This window comes from Bradyrhizobium diazoefficiens, assembly GCF_016616885.1.
In the GTDB taxonomy this organism is placed as follows: Bacteria; Pseudomonadota; Alphaproteobacteria; order Rhizobiales; family Xanthobacteraceae; genus Bradyrhizobium; species Bradyrhizobium diazoefficiens_F.
Genome location: NZ_CP067102.1, coordinates 2,192,486 through 2,208,299, shown reverse-complemented (window position 1 = coordinate 2,208,299; position 15,814 = coordinate 2,192,486). Strand labels below are relative to the sequence as shown.

Genomic DNA, 15,814 nt, shown 5'->3' with positions numbered 1-15,814 from the left:
CGACCGCTCTCTCGCGGCAGGAGGATTTCATGGTCAGTGAAAAAGGCCCGAACATCAAGAAGAAGCAGAAGTGCAAAAATTGTGAGGGCAAAGGCTTGCTCAAGAAGGGCGACAAGGTGGTAAAGTGCCAGCGATGCAAAGGCACGGGGCTGCGGTGACATCGGACTGCCCCTAGATTCCTCACACTCCGTCATTGCGAGCGCAGCGAAGCAATCCAGAATCCCTCTGCGGGACGATTCTGGATTGCTTCGTCGCAAGGGCTCCTCGCAATGACGGTGGGGAGAGATACGCGAGGCGGCACCTCGGCATGGAATCCGCAGACCGCGCCAGCTTCGCACCAGCCTCGCACCAGAAACTGCTTCAATGGCCCCTCCGATCGCGCTCGGTAGACCCGCAAGCACATCTTCTCTGGTCCCCCCATGAACCGCCAAGAACGCCGCGCCGCGGCCAAACAATCCTCAAAGGCCGCGCCGCAAAATCTGGCGGTCGCCAAGAGTCTGGAGGCCGCAAAACAGGGCCAGGCGCTGTTCAATCTCGGCCGGTATGCCGAAGCCCTGGACTACTTCAACGCATTCGCCAGGCTCAATCCGAATGTCGCGCCGCTGTATCAGACGCGCGGGCTGTGCCTGCAGCGGCTGGGACGGTTCGAGGAGGCGCAGGCCGACTTCGAGAGATCGATTGCGCTGAACCCCACTGAGGCCGAGACGCACAAGAACCTCGGCACGCTGCATGCGAGATTTGGCCGGATGGAACAGGCCTTCGCGAGCTTCGATCGCGCGCTCGCGCTTCGTCCGAATTTTACCGCGGCGCTGAACGAAAAGGCACGCGCGCTGTGGAGCCTGCAATTGCTGGACGAGGCTTTCGCGGTCTTTCGCCAATCGCAGGCCCTCGAGCCTGGCAATGCGGACACGATCTGGAATTTCGCGCTGCTGCAGATGCTGACCGGAGATTTCGAGCGGGGCTTGTCGGGGCGCGAGGCGCGCTGGAAAGCATCGTCTCTCGGCCTCGCTGATCGCGGATTTACAAAACCCCTTTGGCTTCTCGACCAGCCGCTCGAAGGCAAGACCATCCTGCTTCACGCCGACGAGGCGCTCGGCGATTCCATTCAGTTTGCGCGCTATGTGCCCTTCGTGGCCGCGCTCGGGGCCCAGGTCATCCTGGAGGTCAAGCCTGCGGTCCAGCGGCTTCTGGCCGCCGTACCCGGCGTCGCACATTGTGTCGACCGATCGTCGACGCCGTCGCTGGCGTTCGACCTGCACTGTCCGCTTGGCAGCCTGCCGCTGGCGTTCGGGACCCGGCTCGACACCATCCCGTTCGCGGAAGGCTTCCTACCTGCGCCTCCGGCGGAACGCCTGAAGGCGTGGCAAGACCGGCTTGGTCCCCGCACGCGCTTCCGCGTCGGCCTGGTCTGGTCGGGAGATCCGGGGCACAACAACGATCACAACCGGTCGATATCCCTGCGCGCGCTCGCCCCGCTGCTGGATTGCGACGTCCAGTTCGTCTCCTTGCAAAAAGGCATCAGGGATCAGGATCGCGCCTTCCTTAGCGAACGCGAGGACATCATCGACCTGACGGAGCAGCTCACCGATTTCAGCGAGACGGCGGCGCTGGTCTCCTGTCTCGACCTGGTGATCTCGGTCGACACCAGCGTCGTGCACCTCGCCGGCGCGCTGGGCGCGCCGGTCTGGACCATGCTGCCCTTCAACCCGGACTGGCGCTGGCTGCTCAACCGCGACGACAGCCCGTGGTACCAGTCCATGAGGCTGTTCAGGCAGCCGAAGCGCGACGACTGGGCCAGCGTCGTGGACAGCGTTCGGCGCGAGCTGGAGGCCCTGGTGTCCGCACGGCGGGCGGACCCACGGCCGCACCAAAGCGAGGCCGTGCCCCTCAAGCGAGAGGATGCGCTCGTCTCGAATTACCTCGGCCATCAGCTCCGGCAGCTCAAGCGCACGGACGAGGCTCTGCTGCACTTCCAACGGGCGCTACAACTGTATCCACAATACCTGGAGGCAGCGAAAAGCTGCGGCGGACTGCTGTTTAATCTCGGCCGGTATGCGGAAGCCTTGGAATGCCTGGACGTAGCCGAGAAACTGGATCCAAATTCTGCAGCCCTGTATCAAATGCGCGGCGCTTGCCTCCAAGAGGCAAACCGGTTTGAGGAAGCGGAGGCCGACTATGAGAAGTCCATTGCACTGGACTCCAGCCAGGCGGAAACGCACAACAACTTTGGCTTGCTTCATTCGAGACTTGGCCGATTCGAGCAGGCAGTTGTGCGTTTCGATCGGGCGCTTGAACTTCGTCCGGATTTTTCCGCAGTGCTTAACAACAAGGCATTGGCTTTGTTGAATCTGCAATTGCTGGATGAAGCCTTGGTGACCTTTCACAGATCGCTGGCGGTCGAACCGGGCAATGCGCCGGCGATCTTCAATCTGGCGACGCTTCAACTGCTGACCGGAGATTTTGAGCAAGGCTGGCCTGGGCGCGAGGCGCGTTGGAAGCTTCCCGTCGGTTTGCCCGATCGCGGCTTTTCCCAACCCCTTTGGCTCGGGGACCAGCCGATCGAAGGCAAGACCCTCTTGCTTCACTCTGAAGAGGGAATGGGCGATGCAATCCAGTTTGCGCGCTATGTGCCCATGGCGGCCGCGCTCGGAGCTCGAGTCATCCTGGAGGTCCAGCCTCCGATCCAGCAGCTCTTGGGGGGTATCACTGGAGTCGCTGCGTGTATCGGCCGATCGTCTTCGACGTCGCTGGCGTTCGACCTGCACTGTCCTCTTGGAACTCTGCCACTCGTGTTCGGGACGCGGCTCGATACCATCCTGTTCGCGGAAGGCTACCTTCCCGCGCCTCCGGCGGCGCGCGTGAAAGCTTGGGAAGACCGGCTTGGCCCCCGCAATCGCTTCCGCGTCGGTCTTGTCTGGTCGGGGAATCCGGATCACAAGAACGATCACAATCGATCGATGGCACTGCGGACGCTTTCTTCTCTCCTGGATTGCGACGTCCAGTTTGTCAGCCTGCAAAAGGGCGTCCGGGATCAGGACCGGGCCTTCCTTGGCGAACGTCCTGATATCGTCGACCTGACGGAACAGCTCACCGATTTCAGCGAAACAGCCGCAATGATTTCCTGCCTTGATCTGGTGATTTCGGTCGACACCAGCGTCGTTCACCTCGCCGGCGCGCTGGGCGCTCCTGTCTGGACGATGTTGCCTTTCAATCCGGATTGGCGCTGGCTGCTTAATCGCAACGACAGCCCGTGGTATCGATCCATGAGACTGTTCAGGCAACCAAAGCGAGGCAACTGGGCGAGCGTCGTGGACGACGTTCGCGGCGAGCTGGAGGCCCTGGTGTCTGCGCGGCGCAGCCGCGATAAAGTGAACGACGCGCCGGTACCTGCCCTGGCGCCCTAACCCTCAACCCGATAGAGCCGCCAGCGCGCCGGCACACCCTTGAGCTGGTGACTGCCGTGATCCCTCAGGCGGATGGTGGACTGCGTCAGGAGCAAATCCTTCACCGCACGCGAGACCAGAACTTCGCCGGCGCGGGCTTTTGCCGCGACGCGGGTGCAGATGTGGAAGGCAAGGCCGACCATCTCGCCGCCGCTGATCGTGTATTCGCCGGCGTGTAAGCCAACCCTGATATCGAGGCCGAGCGTGCGCACGGCCTCTCGAATCGCGGTCGCGCAATTGATGCCGGCGGCCGGCGCCTTGAAGGTGGCGAGCACGCCGTCGCCCGTCGTCACGACCTCCTTGCCGCGCGCGGACTTCAGCTCTTTGCGGACCGCCGCGTAATAGAGGCCCATCACCTTGGTCCAGCGCGCATCGCCGAGCTTTGCGGCTTTTGCCGTGGAGCCGACGATGTCGACGATCAGGATCGTGGCGAGCGCCTGCTTGAGGTCGGCGCTGTTGTTGGCGGATTTGCGCTGGGGCGCGATGGCGCCAGTCAGCGGCTCATAATCATGGCTGCGCCGCCGCGCGATCGCGGATTTGGTATAGTCCTGGGCGCGCTGCGCTGTGCCGCAGCGGATCGTCTTCTCTTGCGGCAGACGCCTCCAGTAGACCTTGCGTCCGTTGCCGGCGCCCTGCACCTCCACGGCGCCCCATTTCAGGAACACCGCCGAGCCGACCCGCCGCACGCACCACGCTTTTGAGGTGTATCCCGACACGTTCGACTGATGCAGGCCGATGCGAAGAAATTTGGGCATGAGTTTGCGGCGGATCGCTGGACGGGCGGAGCTGAGGCGGAGCGTAGTTGGACGCTTCCGCGTTGGCAACAGCGCGCACGCAGCGCGGCCGTTACGTCCCCGCGCCCGGCGGAAACGCAAACAGCTCGATCGGCTCGCTGAAACCGCGCACGGCGTGCTGGCCGACCCGCTCGAGCTCGAACTCCGGCGTCACCAGCTCGGCAAAATCGCGCGACAGCAGCACCGGCTTGCCAATCTGCTTGGTGAGCGCCTCGAGCCGCGAGGCCATGTTGACGGCGGGACCGATCACGGTGAAGTCGAGCCGGCTGGTCGATCCGATATTGCCGTACATGACGTCGCCGACATGGACGCCGATGCCGTAATTCAGCGGCGCACGGCCCGTGCTGTTGTTCCGCTGGTTCAGCGCGGCCATGGCCTGCCTGGCCTCGGTCACCGCGCGCAGCAGATTGGCACAGGCGTTGGGCTGGCTAAGCGGAAAGATCGCCAGCAGGCCGTCGCCGATGAATTTCAGGATCTCGCCGCCATGCCGCGTGATCGGATCGGACATCGCGTCGAAATAATCGTTGAGGAGATCGATGACGTCGTCGCGCGGCCAGTTGTCGGAGATTTTCGTAAAATCGCGCAGGTCGCAGATCATGATCGCGGCGCGCACCGTCGTGCCGGTGCCGCGACGCGTGGCGCCGGCGAGGATCAGCTCGCCGGCATGGGCGCCGACATAGGTCTCGAGCAGCGTGCGCGCCAGGCGATTCTTGACGCGGATCTCGCTGACCAGCGCCAGCACCGGCAACACTTTCTTCAGCGCCGCGATGTGCGCATCGTCGAAGCCGCCGGGGCGGTCGGTCGCGAAGGTGATGAGATGACGCTTGCCGAGGGTGTGGTAGAGCGGCCAGGCGACATAATCGGTCAGGCCCATCGCCCGCATCTCGTCATAAAGCGCATGCTTGCGGCCGAGCGCGGGATCCCGCTCCAGCTTCTCGCGCACTTCGGTTGCACCGTCGAACATCTCGTTGGCGGGACTGCCGATATATTCGGGGCGTCCCATGACATCGAAATCGACCCGCCCGATCTCGGCCTCACGCATGCCGTCGGACCACATGATACGGGCCCCCAGCCATTGCGGATGCTGGATGCGGACGTGAAGCGTCGACCGCTTGAGTGGAACCCCCGCCTGCTGCAGGCGGATGCACATCTCGGCAAAAATGTTGTCGATGAAGCGCTGGTCGCGGGTGCCGTTGGTTAGCCAATCGACGACGTCGTCGGACAGTGGCGTGGCGGCAATATTGTCTGACGCGTTCATATCGTGCCCTTCGCGGCGGTCTGCATCGGAGCACATATCGTGTTGCGGCGCGGCCGCGTCAACCTAGCCAGTTGCATGGATTGTGCGCATCGCTCTGGTGGACAAGATCGCGGCTCAGCCCACGATTTTGATCGACCCCAGCACGGCCAACCCCGAAACGAGCGCGAGCGTCGAGGTCGCGGTCAATTCGACCTTCAACGTGTTTTCGTGCGAAATCGCAAAATCCGCTCCGTCGAGACGGATGCCGCAGTCGCCGCGCGCCGCGTAAACGAGATGCGTGCCAGCGGGCAGTGCCCACTCGCCGGGCTTCTTGAGCGCCTCCAACCCGATCTCCGCCGCACCGCGCCGCGCCATCAGATTGACAACCTCGACTGGACCGGCCTCGAGCGCGGTCACGATCGCCATCTCACCGGTGAAGCGCACGGTCGTGAACGGCTCGCGCTCGTCGAACTCCTGCGTGGGCGATTTCAGCACCAGCCCGCGCCCACCGACCACCATCTGCAGGCGGTCGATGCCGGGCATGTGGGAGAACGGCCCGGGCGCCACGATCGGCGTGGAAGCGAAGCGCCACAGCAGGCTGTCCCAGTCCTTCACCGCCGCGCCCGGCCGATGCGCATCCGCGATATCGGTAAAGATGCCGCCGCCGTTCTTCCAGGGCGAGCGGGTGTAGTCTTCGGATTTCAGCAGCGTGGTTTTCATGTACGGGCGTCCCGTCGTGGATCACCGCGCATCATTAATCGCCTCATGCCTTGGCGTCGAGGCTTTCGGCGTGGTAGGCCGCGGTGTAGCCCCTGATGCCGTTGTGGTCGGGCCGGTATTCGCCGTTGCTATTTCGACGTCAGCGCGGCCACGGGCCGCCAGGCGGGATCGGGCGCGGCCGCCGCGAGCTGCCGGCAACGGTCGCGCATCAGCTCGGCCGGGCGATCGTGGCCGCGCTGCGACAACACGGTTTCGAAATCGGCGAGCGCGGCGGCAAACCGGCGTGCGCGATAATTGGCCAGCCCGCGCGCGTAGTCCGCGATCCAGCCGGTCGCCTCGCCGCTGCTTGCGCTCGCGTTCGCGATCCCGATCAGCTCGTGGACGGACAGTCCCTCCTCCCGGCCGTAAACCGCGATACTGTCGATCTCACGCGTGACGACGGCCCCGCGCGCGAGACGTTCGGTGGTCTCGCCGATCAGGATTTGCGTTCCATAGGATTTGTTGACGCCTTCGAGCCGGCTCGCGACGTTCACGGCGTCGCCGATCACGGTGTAGTTCAGCCGCAGCTCCGAACCGATATTGCCGACCAGCATGCGGCCGGAATTGATGCCGATCCGGATCTGGAGCGGCTGGCCGAGATCGTCGGCGAGGCCCGACTGCTCGATCGCCCTGCGGCAGGCGAGCGCCGCGCGGCAGCATCGCGCGGCGTGATCAGCTTGCGGCTGCGGCGCGCCCCAGAATGCCATCACGGCGTCGCCGATGAACTTGTCGATGGTCCCGCCATTGGCGACGATGGTCTCCGAGGTGATGTCGAGATAGCGCGACAGCAGCGGCACCACGCGATCACCGAGACGCTCGGACAATCCGGTGAAGCCGGCAATGTCGATGAACATCACGCTGAGCTCCTGGATGCTTCCGCCGGGCCTGGCCTCGACGCCCTGGCGCAGCAGCGCGCGGACCAGATCGGCCGGGATGAACTTGCGGAACGCGGACAGTCCCGACGCCATCTCGGCGATCGCGCCCGACAGGCTCGCGATCTCCTTCACTCGCGACGGATGCCGGCGAACCTGCTCCAACGCGAAGGCTTCGACATGACGAAGCTCGCCGACGACGCGCGACAGCGGCGCGGCAATGACGGAACGCGCAAGTACCGCCGACGCCAGTGCTGCGAGCACCGCGCCGATGGCCAGGCCAAGGATCAGGTGCCGTAGCGTGGTCTCGACCGGACCGAGGAATTCGGCCTCCGGGATGACTGTTGCCAGCGACCAGCCGGGAAACGGCAATGGCGTGAGCGCGACTTCATAGGCCGCGCCTTGCGAAGTGAGCCGGCTGCGCCAGGCTTCCTTGCGGCCGGCCTCCCCCGCTTTCGCAAGTGCCGTGCGCGCCAGCGGCAACAGCGCGGTGTCGCCCTGTGCCGAATGCAGCTCGTCGGCATTCTTGTCCGGTGCCGCGACAAGCTCGCCGCTGTCGTCGACGATGAAAGCCGTTCCCGTGCGCCCAACCTCGAGCTGCGACAGGAAGCGCGCAAGCCTGGTGTATTCGATGACCACGGCAAGAACGCCCTGCCGTTCCTGATAGACATCGATCGCTCCCGCAAAGGCGATCGACGGCCGCTGGCCGGTCGGATGGTCCATGACCCTGAACCATTGCGGGTCGTCCGCGGCGAGCCCGGCCTTGAACCAGGCCTGATCGGCGACGCGGAATCCGGTCGGCTCGAAGCGGCGATTGGCGAATTCGATATCGCCGGGCACGACGTCGTATTCATCGACGCGGCGCTCGCCCGGATGATCGGCCAGGGAAATCTCCATCATCTCCAGGCGCCGATCGCCGAGCTTGTGCGCGGCGAAGAACGAGCCATCGGGCCAGCCGAAGGCGACCCAGGAGATCGTCGCCTGCGATTGCAGCTGCGACAGGAACACGAATTCGCGCTTGTCGGCTTCGCGGGTGTCGAGCACGTTCTGGAGGAACAGGGTGCGGATCGCGGTGTGCGCGGCGCGCGCCTCGTCGACGATGGCCGCAACCTCCTTGCGGACCGCCGCCACGATCTGCTCGTTGATGGTCGAGGCAAGCTGCCGGCTGGTCGCCTCCGCCGTCCGCCACCACAGCAGGCTGGAGAGCGCTGCCGTCAGCAGGATCGCGGCCAGCACCAGCGCGGAGACGGCGAGACGGATGCTGACCGTCAACCGGGCGAGCGCGTGAAGGTGCCGTGCGGGATCAACGTTCATCGTGGTTTCCGTGCTCCGGCGAAGCCGCGACCGGCCAGATCTCCTGCCATCGCTCTACGTGGCGCGCGTGCGTTCGTTACGTGTCGCAAGCGCCATGCGCCGCCAATGCTCTGCCGCTAACGTCTCGATAGCGCCCAGGCATTGGCCTCGCCGCGCGTTTTGCCCGCAAATACCGGCCCAAGCGAACGGTCTGTGCACCCATCCAACCGTCTCACGAACTCGTGATCGGCTCGATCGGTAACGCAAGCCGAGCGCTGACCGAACCGGACAATGCGCGCCTCGCTTGCCAAGCGATGCAATCTTGAACAGGAGAATCTCGATGTCTGCCAAACTTGCCATCACCACGCTCGCTCTCGCCGGCGCCATGTCGACCGCGCTTGCCACTCTCGCGACCGCCGCCCCGCTCACCAAGGCCGAAGGCGATGCGGCCATGGCCGCCAAGAAGGAGAAGTGCTTTGGCGTCGCGCTGAAGGGCCAGAACGATTGCGCGGCCGGGCCGGGCACGACCTGCCAGGGCACCTCGACCACCGACTTCCAGGGCAATGCCTGGAAATTCGTCCAGGGCGGCACCTGCACCAGCATCGATCTGCCGAACGGCAAGAAGGGCTCGCTGAAGCCGGTCTGAGATTCCAAACCGGAACATCGCCAAGCAGGAAAGCGGAGGAGCAACATGAACATAGCGGCCGGGCCTGTCCTGTCCACACCCATGCCCCTCCGCTTTCCGATGCCAATCGGCGGCGTCGCCGGCACCAGCTTCAAGCACGAGCACCTCGCCGCCATCCTCGCCAATGGCCCGCAGCGCGGCTTCTTCGAGGTCCATGCCGAGAATTACATGGGCGCGGGCGGGCCACCACACCGCGCGCTGGAAGCGATCCGTCGCGACCATCCGCTCTCGCTGCACGGCGTCTGCATGTCGATCGGCGGACCGCAGCCACTCGACAAGGCGCACCTCGCCCGCTTCCGCGGCCTGGTGGCGCGCTATCAGCCGGCCATGGTGTCCGAGCATCTGGCCTGGTCGACCCATGAGATCAGCTTTTTCAACGACCTGCTGCCGCTGCCCTACACCGAGGCGACACTGCGTCACGTCTGCGATCACATCGACCAGATGCAGGAGGCGATCCGGCGTCCGATCCTGCTGGAAAACCCGTCGACCTATCTCGCCTTCACCGAAACGACGATGAGCGAGACCGATTTCATCCGCAGCGTCGCCGCGCGCACCGGATGCGGCCTGCTGCTCGATATCAACAATGTGTTCGTATCGGCGACCAATCATGGATTTTCCGCGCTCGACTATCTCGCCGATTTTCCGCTGTCGCGCGTTGGCGAGATTCATCTTGCCGGGCACGACGAGCAGGCGGACGACGACGGCGCGCCGCTCCTGATCGACAGCCATGACGGCCCGGTCGCCGACGCCGTGTGGAAACTCTACGAGATCGTGATCCGGCGCTGCGGCCCAATGCCGACGCTGATCGAGTGGGACTCCAAGATTCCGGATTGGCCGGTCCTGCAGGCGGAAGCCGCGGCCGCACAGGCGATCCTCGATCGCTGCGGGATCGCCGAGCCCGCGGAGGACCGTCATGCCGCCTGAGCCGGTCTCCTTTGCCGAGGCCTTCGCGCCGGCGCTGCTGGATCCCAAGCGCGCCGCGCCGCCGGTCGTGACCGGGCCGAACGGCATGGCTGCTGGAAAGCGCTACGATGTCTATCGCAACAACGTCACCGTGAGCCTGATCGACGCGCTCGCCGCAATCTATCCGGCGGTGCAGCGCATCACCGGCACCGACTTCTTCCGCGCGATGGCGCGCTTCCATGTTCGCGAGAGCCCGCCGACCTCGCCGCTTTTGTTCGAGTATGGCCGCGGCTTTCCGGACTTCATTGCGGGGTACGAGCACGCGCAGATGATGCCCTGGCTCGCCGACGTCGCCCGGATCGAGCGAGCCTGGCTCGACGCCTATCACGCCCGCGATGCGGCGCCGCTGGCGCCGGCGCAGCTCGCAGCGATCGTGCCGGAGCGACTGGCCGATCTCGTTTTCACGCCGCACCCGGCCACGCAGATCGTGCGCTCGGAATTTTCAGCGGTGACGATCTTTGCCGCCAACCGCGACAGCGCGCCCGTAGGCCGCATCGACGCTTCCACGCCCGAGGATGCGCTGATCACGCGGCCCGGGTTCGATGTCATCGTGCGGCACTTGCCTCCCAGCGGCGCCGTCTTTGCGACCTGCCTGACGGAGGGTCGGTCGCTCGGCGATGCCGCGGCATCCGCACTGAACACATCGTCTGACTTCGACATCGCCGCCAACATTGCCGGTCTGATCGAGGCCGGCGCATTCAGCGCAATTGGCTTCGGAGACGCATGATGATCACGGACCAACGCATGTCGACAGATGGAAGCCTGCCGCCGCTCGGACTTCTCGTCGATAAGGCCAATCATCTGGTGCAGGCGATCGCTGCCCCCTCGCTGGTCCAGCTCGTGCTGCGGCTGGCGTTGGCCGTGCCGTTCTGGCGCTCGGGCATCCTGAAATGGGGCGGCTTCCTCAAGCTGAATGATACCGCGGTGACGCTATTCACCGACGAATTCACGCTGCATCTGCCGGGCGGCCCCTATCATTATCCCGCGCCAGCGGTGATGGCTTTTCTCTCAGGGTGCGGCGAGATCATGTTTCCGATTCTGCTCGTCCTGGGCCTCGGCACGCGGTTCGCTGCGCTTGGGCTGCTGTTCATGACGGTGATCGTCGAGCTCACGGTGCCCGACGGCTGGCCGGTGCATATCACCTGGGCGGCGATGGCCCTCGGCATCATGGCCTACGGACCGGGGCGCGTCTCCCTCGATTATCTGATCGGCCGGATGCTCTCGCCTGAGCGATAGCGACCGCGGTTTCGTGCATCCACGACCGTCATCTTGAGGTGCGCGCCCTTGCGCGCCTCGAAGGATGAGCCGCGAGCGCCTGTGGCCCATCCTTCGAGGCTTCACCTTGCGATGCGAGTGCATCGCAAGGCTCGCACCTCAGGATGACGTCGGTGGTTGTGGTGAGCGCTCGTAGCCCGGATGGAGCGCAGCGAAATCCGGGGCAGCTCGCCAATCGGAGGACCAAGGGGCTCGGCGGCGACACCACGCCGATTCCAGAGCGGTCGATCCGTGCTATCCTCCGACGTCCAAACCTTCAGCGAGGCAAGCATGTCCAGCACCGACAAGGTTTTCGCCGGCTCGGTCCCAAAGCTCTACGACGAATATCTGGTCCCGTTGATCTTCTCCGTCTATGCCGACGACCTCGCCAGACGCGTCGCAGCGCTATCGCCCTCCGACCTGCTCGAGATCGCCGCAGGCACCGGCGCGGTGACGCGGGCCGTGGCCGCGCTGCTGCCTGCCGGTGTCCACTATGTCGCGACCGACCTCAACGAGCCGATGCTCGCAGTCGCGAAGCAGCGTCAGAGTGAAGATCCCCGCATGACCTGGCGTCAGGCCGATGCGCTGACGCTGCCCTTCGAGGATTCCGCGTTCGACGTCGTCTGCTGCCAGTTCGGCGCCATGTTCTTTCCGGATCGCAGCAAGGGCTACGCGGAAGCGAAGCGGGTGTTGAAGCCTGATGGCACGTACCTGTTCAGCGTCTGGGACCGTATCGAGGACAATGTATTCGCGGATGACGCGACGACCACGCTCGGCAAGATGTTTCCCGACAATCCGCCGCTGTTCATGGCGCGGACGCCGCACGGCTATCACGACAAGGCCGTCATCAAGGCCGATCTCGAGCGCGCGGGCTTCAAGGATATCTCGATCGAAACGCTGACGGCGATGAGCCGCGGGCCCACGGCCGAGTACGTCGCGACCGCGTACTGCCAGGGAACGCCGCTGCGCGGCGAGATCGAGGCAAGGGATGCGAGCAAGCTTCAGGCCGCAACCGATGCCGTCGCGCAAGCGATCCAAAAACGCCACGGCTCCGGACCGGTCGAAGCGAAGATTCAAGCCCTGGTGATCACGGCATGGCCGTGATTACCAGAAACTCCGCTGCACCGGCTGCGTCGACTGATAGTACTGGTACTGGCCGCCGCGCTGCCGGCGCGGATAGACCGGCTGTGGGTTGGGATCGCGCTGCCCAAAGAAGAAGAAGCCGTTGCCACCAAAACCGTTGCCCCAGCCATCGTCGGTGGCCACTTCCATCGGCGGTGCGGTCGGCTTGCGGGTGATGAAGCCGCCCTGGGGATGATTGCTCAGGACCGCGACAAACTCGGTGCGGTAGTTGGTCTCGGCGCTCAGCGGCTCGTCCGAGATGATGATCGACGAGCGCGGCAATGCGGTCGGCCCGATGCGATCCCACACCTCCTGCGGGATGGTGACGCGGTCGAGCGCGTCCTTGGCGGTGTCGCCCTCGTCGATGGTGACCACGCTCCAGCGCAGGCCGGTGTCGTTCTTCGCCATCGCCGTGAAGATGTGCGTGCCGAGCGGCTGGTCGGGATTGCGGATGGTGACGGGAACCTCGATGCTGGTGTCGAACACCTCGCCGCCACCATCCGGTGCCGGCTTGTGGGTGTTGCGCCGGACATAGAGCTTCTGCGTCGAGCGGCTGATGTAGACCGAGACCGGCTCGAGCGCGAGCTTTGCATCGGTCGCAGCCTTCACGGCCTCGGCCTTCCTGGCCGCGGCGACTTTGGCGGCTTCCTTGGTCGCAGCCACCGCGTCGCGCTTCGGCTGCGCCGCCGCCTTGGCGGCGTCCAACTGGGTTGCCGCATCCGCGGCCTTGGTCGCGGCCTTCTGCTTCAGCTCGTCAGCCTTGGCCTTGGCCTGGTCGGTCTTGGCATTCGCAACCAGCTTGTCGGCATAGGCGTTCTCGGCATCGGCGCGGGCCTTCTGCTGCTCGAGCTTGCGCAGCGACGCCGGGAGCGATTGCGCGTCCTTCGCAGCTGCCGTCGCGGCCCTCTTGGCGTCATCGGCCGCGTTCGCGGCCTCCTCCGCCTGGGCGGACAGCTTGTCCGCACGGCTCGGAACCGCCGCAATGGCCTCCTTGCTGGGCACGAACAGCGAGGGATGCGAGAAATCGACGGGAGCCGCATCGTTCGGCGAGATGATCACCCGCATGCCGATATTGGTCTTGTCGAACAGGCCCTCGGCGAAGTTGAAGGGCATGCGCACGCAGCCATGCGAGGCGGCATAGCCTGGCAGCGGTCCGCCGTGCAGCGCGATCCCGTTCCATGTGATGCGCTGCATGTTCGGCATCCAGGCATCGTCGTACATGGTCGAGTGGTGGTCCTTGTCCTTCTCGATGACGGCGAAGACGCCGGCGGGCGTCTCGCGCCCGGTCGTGCCGGTCGAGACCGGAGCGCGCAGGATCCAGCCCTCGGAATCGTAGAACGTGACCTGCTGGCTCTTGATCGACACGATCGCCATGATCGGCTCGCCGGCCTCGCGCTGCGCCACCGCCTCGACGGTCTGGCGCGGCTGCTTCGCCGCCATGGCGCCCGGGGTCAGCGCGAACAGGGCAACCGCCGCTGCGAACAGCACAAGTCCGGGAGGCCCCCAACGCCGCATCGCTCCATTGGATTGCGCCGTCGTTATCAGGTCTTTCATGCCATTCCCCGGTTGCCTGTCCGCACTTGGTCCGTCATCGATCAGATTGCGATCTTTGGATTAAGAAATCGCAGCCACCATCCGTTCCGTATTTGGCGATATTCGGTCCGTTCCGGCGATGAAACTCTCATATACGAGGGTCCGTGCCTGCGGAAAGGCGGTTCACGGCCCGGGCTGGCCCGGAGCTGGTGGGCGCGCTGCGGCGGAATGTCCGCCCACGCCAGGACAGGATGTGACCGGAATCACACCTTATCACCACCGGCTTCATCGTCTTTCCCGAAAAATATGCCAGGAGCCTGGCGAAAGGCCAATCACGGCCACGACCTTCGTGGCGATGCCCGGGTGAGTTGGCTCACCTGCTACGGCGCGGGTCGCCGTCGGGAGGCGGCGTCAGACCTCAAGCCATTCCTGCCGCACGGCGGCATTGGCCTTGAGCTCACCCGGCGTGCCTTCGAACACGACGCGGCCGTGGCCCATGATGTAGACGCGCTTGGAGATGCGCATCGCGATCGACAGTTTTTGCTCGACGAGGAGAATGGCGACGCCGGCTTGCGCGATCCGCGCGATGAGATCGCCGACTTGTTGGACGATCAGCGGCGCGAGACCTTCAGTCGGCTCGTCGATCATGATCAGATCGGGATCGCCCATCAGCGTACGGCATGTCGTGAGCATCTGCTTCTCGCCGCCGGACAGCACGCCCGCGGCCGTGTCGGCGCGCGCGGCGAGATTGGGGAACATGTCGAGCATGTCCTGCAGCCGCCATTTGCCGGGACGACGCGTGTCCTTGATGCCGAGCACGAGATTTTGGCGAACCGTCAGGCTCGGAAAGATATCGCGATGCTCGGGCACGTAGCCGAGCCCAAGGCGCGCGATCTTGTAGCTGGACAGGCCTGCAATGTCCTTGCCCTTGAAGCGGATCGTGCCTTGCGGCGCCACCTCGCCCATGATCGCCTTGACCGTGGTGGAGCGGCCGACGCCGTTGCGCCCGAGCAGGCTCACGACCTCGCCCGCACCGACGTCGAGATCGACACCCTGAAGGATGTGGCTCTTGCCGTAATAGGCGTGGAGATCCCTGACCTCGAGCATCAGTGCGCTTCCTCGCCGAGATAGGCTTCCTTGACCCTGGGATCGCGCCGGATCTCTTCCGGCGTGCCCGAGGCGATGATGTGGCCGTAGACCAAGACCGAGATGCGGTCGGCAAGGCCGAACACGACGCTCATGTCGTGCTCGACGATCACGAGCGTCTTGCCCTCGGTCAGCCGCCGGATCAGCGAGACCGCGCGGTCGGTTTCGGCGTGGCTCATGCCGGCGGTCGGCTCATCCAGCATCACGACGGTGGCACCGCTCGCAATGGTGATGCCGATCTCGAGCTCGCGCTGCTCGGCGTAGGTCAGAAGACCCGCCGGCACGTCGCGCCGGTGCGTAAGATGAATGTCGTCGAGGATCTGTGCCGTGCGCTCGCGCACCTCGGGCAGGCTGTCGACGTTCTTCCAGAACGCGTAGCGATGTCCTGTTGCCCACAGCACCGCACAGCGCACGTTCTCCCAGACCGTCATGCGCGCGAACACATTGGTGACCTGGAACGAGCGCGACAGGCCGCGGCGATTGATCTCGAATGGCCGCAGGCCAGAGATCAGATCGCCGTTCAGCTTCACCTCGCCCGAGGTCGGCGCGATGTGGCCGCTGATCAGGTTGAACGTGGTGGATTTCCCGGCGCCGTTCGGGCCGATAATGGCGTGACGCTCACCCTTGGCGACGCTGAGATTGAGGTCGCGGATGATGCCGACATTGCCGAAGCGTTTTTCGACGGCGCGGACTTCGATGGCCGCGGTCATGTT

14 protein-coding genes are annotated in these 15,814 nt (G+C 64.9%); 7 read left to right on the top strand and 7 right to left on the bottom strand.

The window, feature by feature from the left end:
• The first annotated feature begins 29 nt into the window (after positions 1 to 29).
• Both JJC00_RS38575 and JJC00_RS09935 read left to right on the top strand, forming a co-directional pair.
• Complete coding sequence (locus JJC00_RS38575) at positions 30 to 158, top strand: hypothetical protein (RefSeq protein WP_283816809.1); 129 nt, start codon at positions 30 to 32, stop codon at positions 156 to 158.
• Positions 159 to 419: 261 nt separating this feature from the next.
• Positions 420 to 3,404: a tetratricopeptide repeat protein gene (locus JJC00_RS09935; RefSeq protein ID WP_200472399.1), complete on the top strand. Its 2,985-nt coding sequence runs from the start codon at positions 420 to 422 to the stop codon at positions 3,402 to 3,404.
• Here the strand turns inward: JJC00_RS09935 and JJC00_RS09930 are convergent.
• The 4 genes from JJC00_RS09930 to JJC00_RS09915 form a co-directional block, all read right to left on the bottom strand.
• Entirely contained in the window at positions 3,401 to 4,198 is a 798-nt protein-coding gene (locus tag JJC00_RS09930; protein ID WP_200472398.1) for an adenylate/guanylate cyclase domain-containing protein, read from the bottom strand. The two genes, JJC00_RS09935 and JJC00_RS09930, sit on opposite strands and share 4 nt — an antisense overlap.
• 91 nt (positions 4,199 to 4,289) lie before the next feature.
• The gene (locus JJC00_RS09925) at positions 4,290 to 5,495 is read right to left on the bottom strand and encodes an adenylate/guanylate cyclase domain-containing protein (protein ID WP_200472397.1); all 1,206 of its coding nucleotides are present in this window, start codon (positions 5,493 to 5,495) and stop codon (positions 4,290 to 4,292) included.
• Between the two features lie 114 nt (positions 5,496 to 5,609).
• On the bottom strand, positions 5,610 to 6,194 hold the full coding sequence (locus tag JJC00_RS09920; protein WP_200472396.1) for a HutD/Ves family protein: 585 nt from the start codon (positions 6,192 to 6,194) through the stop codon (positions 5,610 to 5,612).
• A 128-nt stretch (positions 6,195 to 6,322) separates the two neighbouring features.
• The gene (locus JJC00_RS09915) at positions 6,323 to 8,419 is read right to left on the bottom strand and encodes an adenylate/guanylate cyclase domain-containing protein (protein WP_200472395.1); all 2,097 of its coding nucleotides are present in this window, start codon (positions 8,417 to 8,419) and stop codon (positions 6,323 to 6,325) included.
• A 319-nt stretch (positions 8,420 to 8,738) separates the two neighbouring features.
• Here JJC00_RS09915 and JJC00_RS09910 point away from each other — a divergent pair, with 319 nt between their 5' ends.
• From JJC00_RS09910 to JJC00_RS09890, 5 genes are all read left to right on the top strand, one after another.
• The gene (locus JJC00_RS09910; RefSeq protein ID WP_200472394.1) at positions 8,739 to 9,044 is read left to right on the top strand and encodes a BufA1 family periplasmic bufferin-type metallophore; all 306 of its coding nucleotides are present in this window, start codon (positions 8,739 to 8,741) and stop codon (positions 9,042 to 9,044) included.
• 45 nt (positions 9,045 to 9,089) lie between these two features.
• A complete protein-coding gene (bufB, locus tag JJC00_RS09905; protein WP_200472393.1) occupies positions 9,090 to 10,007 on the top strand; it encodes an MNIO family bufferin maturase in 918 nt (305 codons plus the stop codon).
• Positions 9,997 to 10,773: an HvfC/BufC N-terminal domain-containing protein gene (locus JJC00_RS09900; protein WP_200472392.1), complete on the top strand. Its 777-nt coding sequence runs from the start codon at positions 9,997 to 9,999 to the stop codon at positions 10,771 to 10,773. The genes bufB and JJC00_RS09900 overlap by 11 nt, the downstream gene beginning before the upstream one ends.
• Entirely contained in the window at positions 10,773 to 11,282 is a 510-nt protein-coding gene (locus JJC00_RS09895) for a DoxX family protein (protein ID WP_200472391.1), read from the top strand. The genes JJC00_RS09900 and JJC00_RS09895 overlap by 1 nt, the downstream gene beginning before the upstream one ends.
• Positions 11,283 to 11,591: 309 nt before the next feature.
• Positions 11,592 to 12,404, top strand: a complete 813-nt coding sequence (locus tag JJC00_RS09890) for a class I SAM-dependent methyltransferase (RefSeq protein ID WP_200472390.1) — start codon at positions 11,592 to 11,594, stop codon at positions 12,402 to 12,404.
• Here JJC00_RS09890 and JJC00_RS09885 read toward each other — a convergent pair whose 3' ends face one another.
• The 3 genes from JJC00_RS09885 to JJC00_RS09875 form a co-directional block, all read right to left on the bottom strand.
• Positions 12,405 to 13,976 (bottom strand): L,D-transpeptidase, encoded by a 1,572-nt coding sequence (locus JJC00_RS09885; protein ID WP_200472389.1) that lies wholly within the window; start codon positions 13,974 to 13,976, stop codon positions 12,405 to 12,407.
• 390 nt (positions 13,977 to 14,366) lie between these two features.
• Positions 14,367 to 15,062, bottom strand: coding sequence for an ABC transporter ATP-binding protein (locus JJC00_RS09880; RefSeq protein WP_200472388.1), 696 nt, complete (start codon positions 15,060 to 15,062; stop codon positions 14,367 to 14,369).
• The gene (locus JJC00_RS09875) at positions 15,062 to 15,811 is read right to left on the bottom strand and encodes an ABC transporter ATP-binding protein (protein WP_200472387.1); all 750 of its coding nucleotides are present in this window, start codon (positions 15,809 to 15,811) and stop codon (positions 15,062 to 15,064) included. Before JJC00_RS09875 ends, JJC00_RS09880 begins: the two co-directional genes overlap by 1 nt.
• Positions 15,812 to 15,814: the final 3 nt, after the last annotated feature.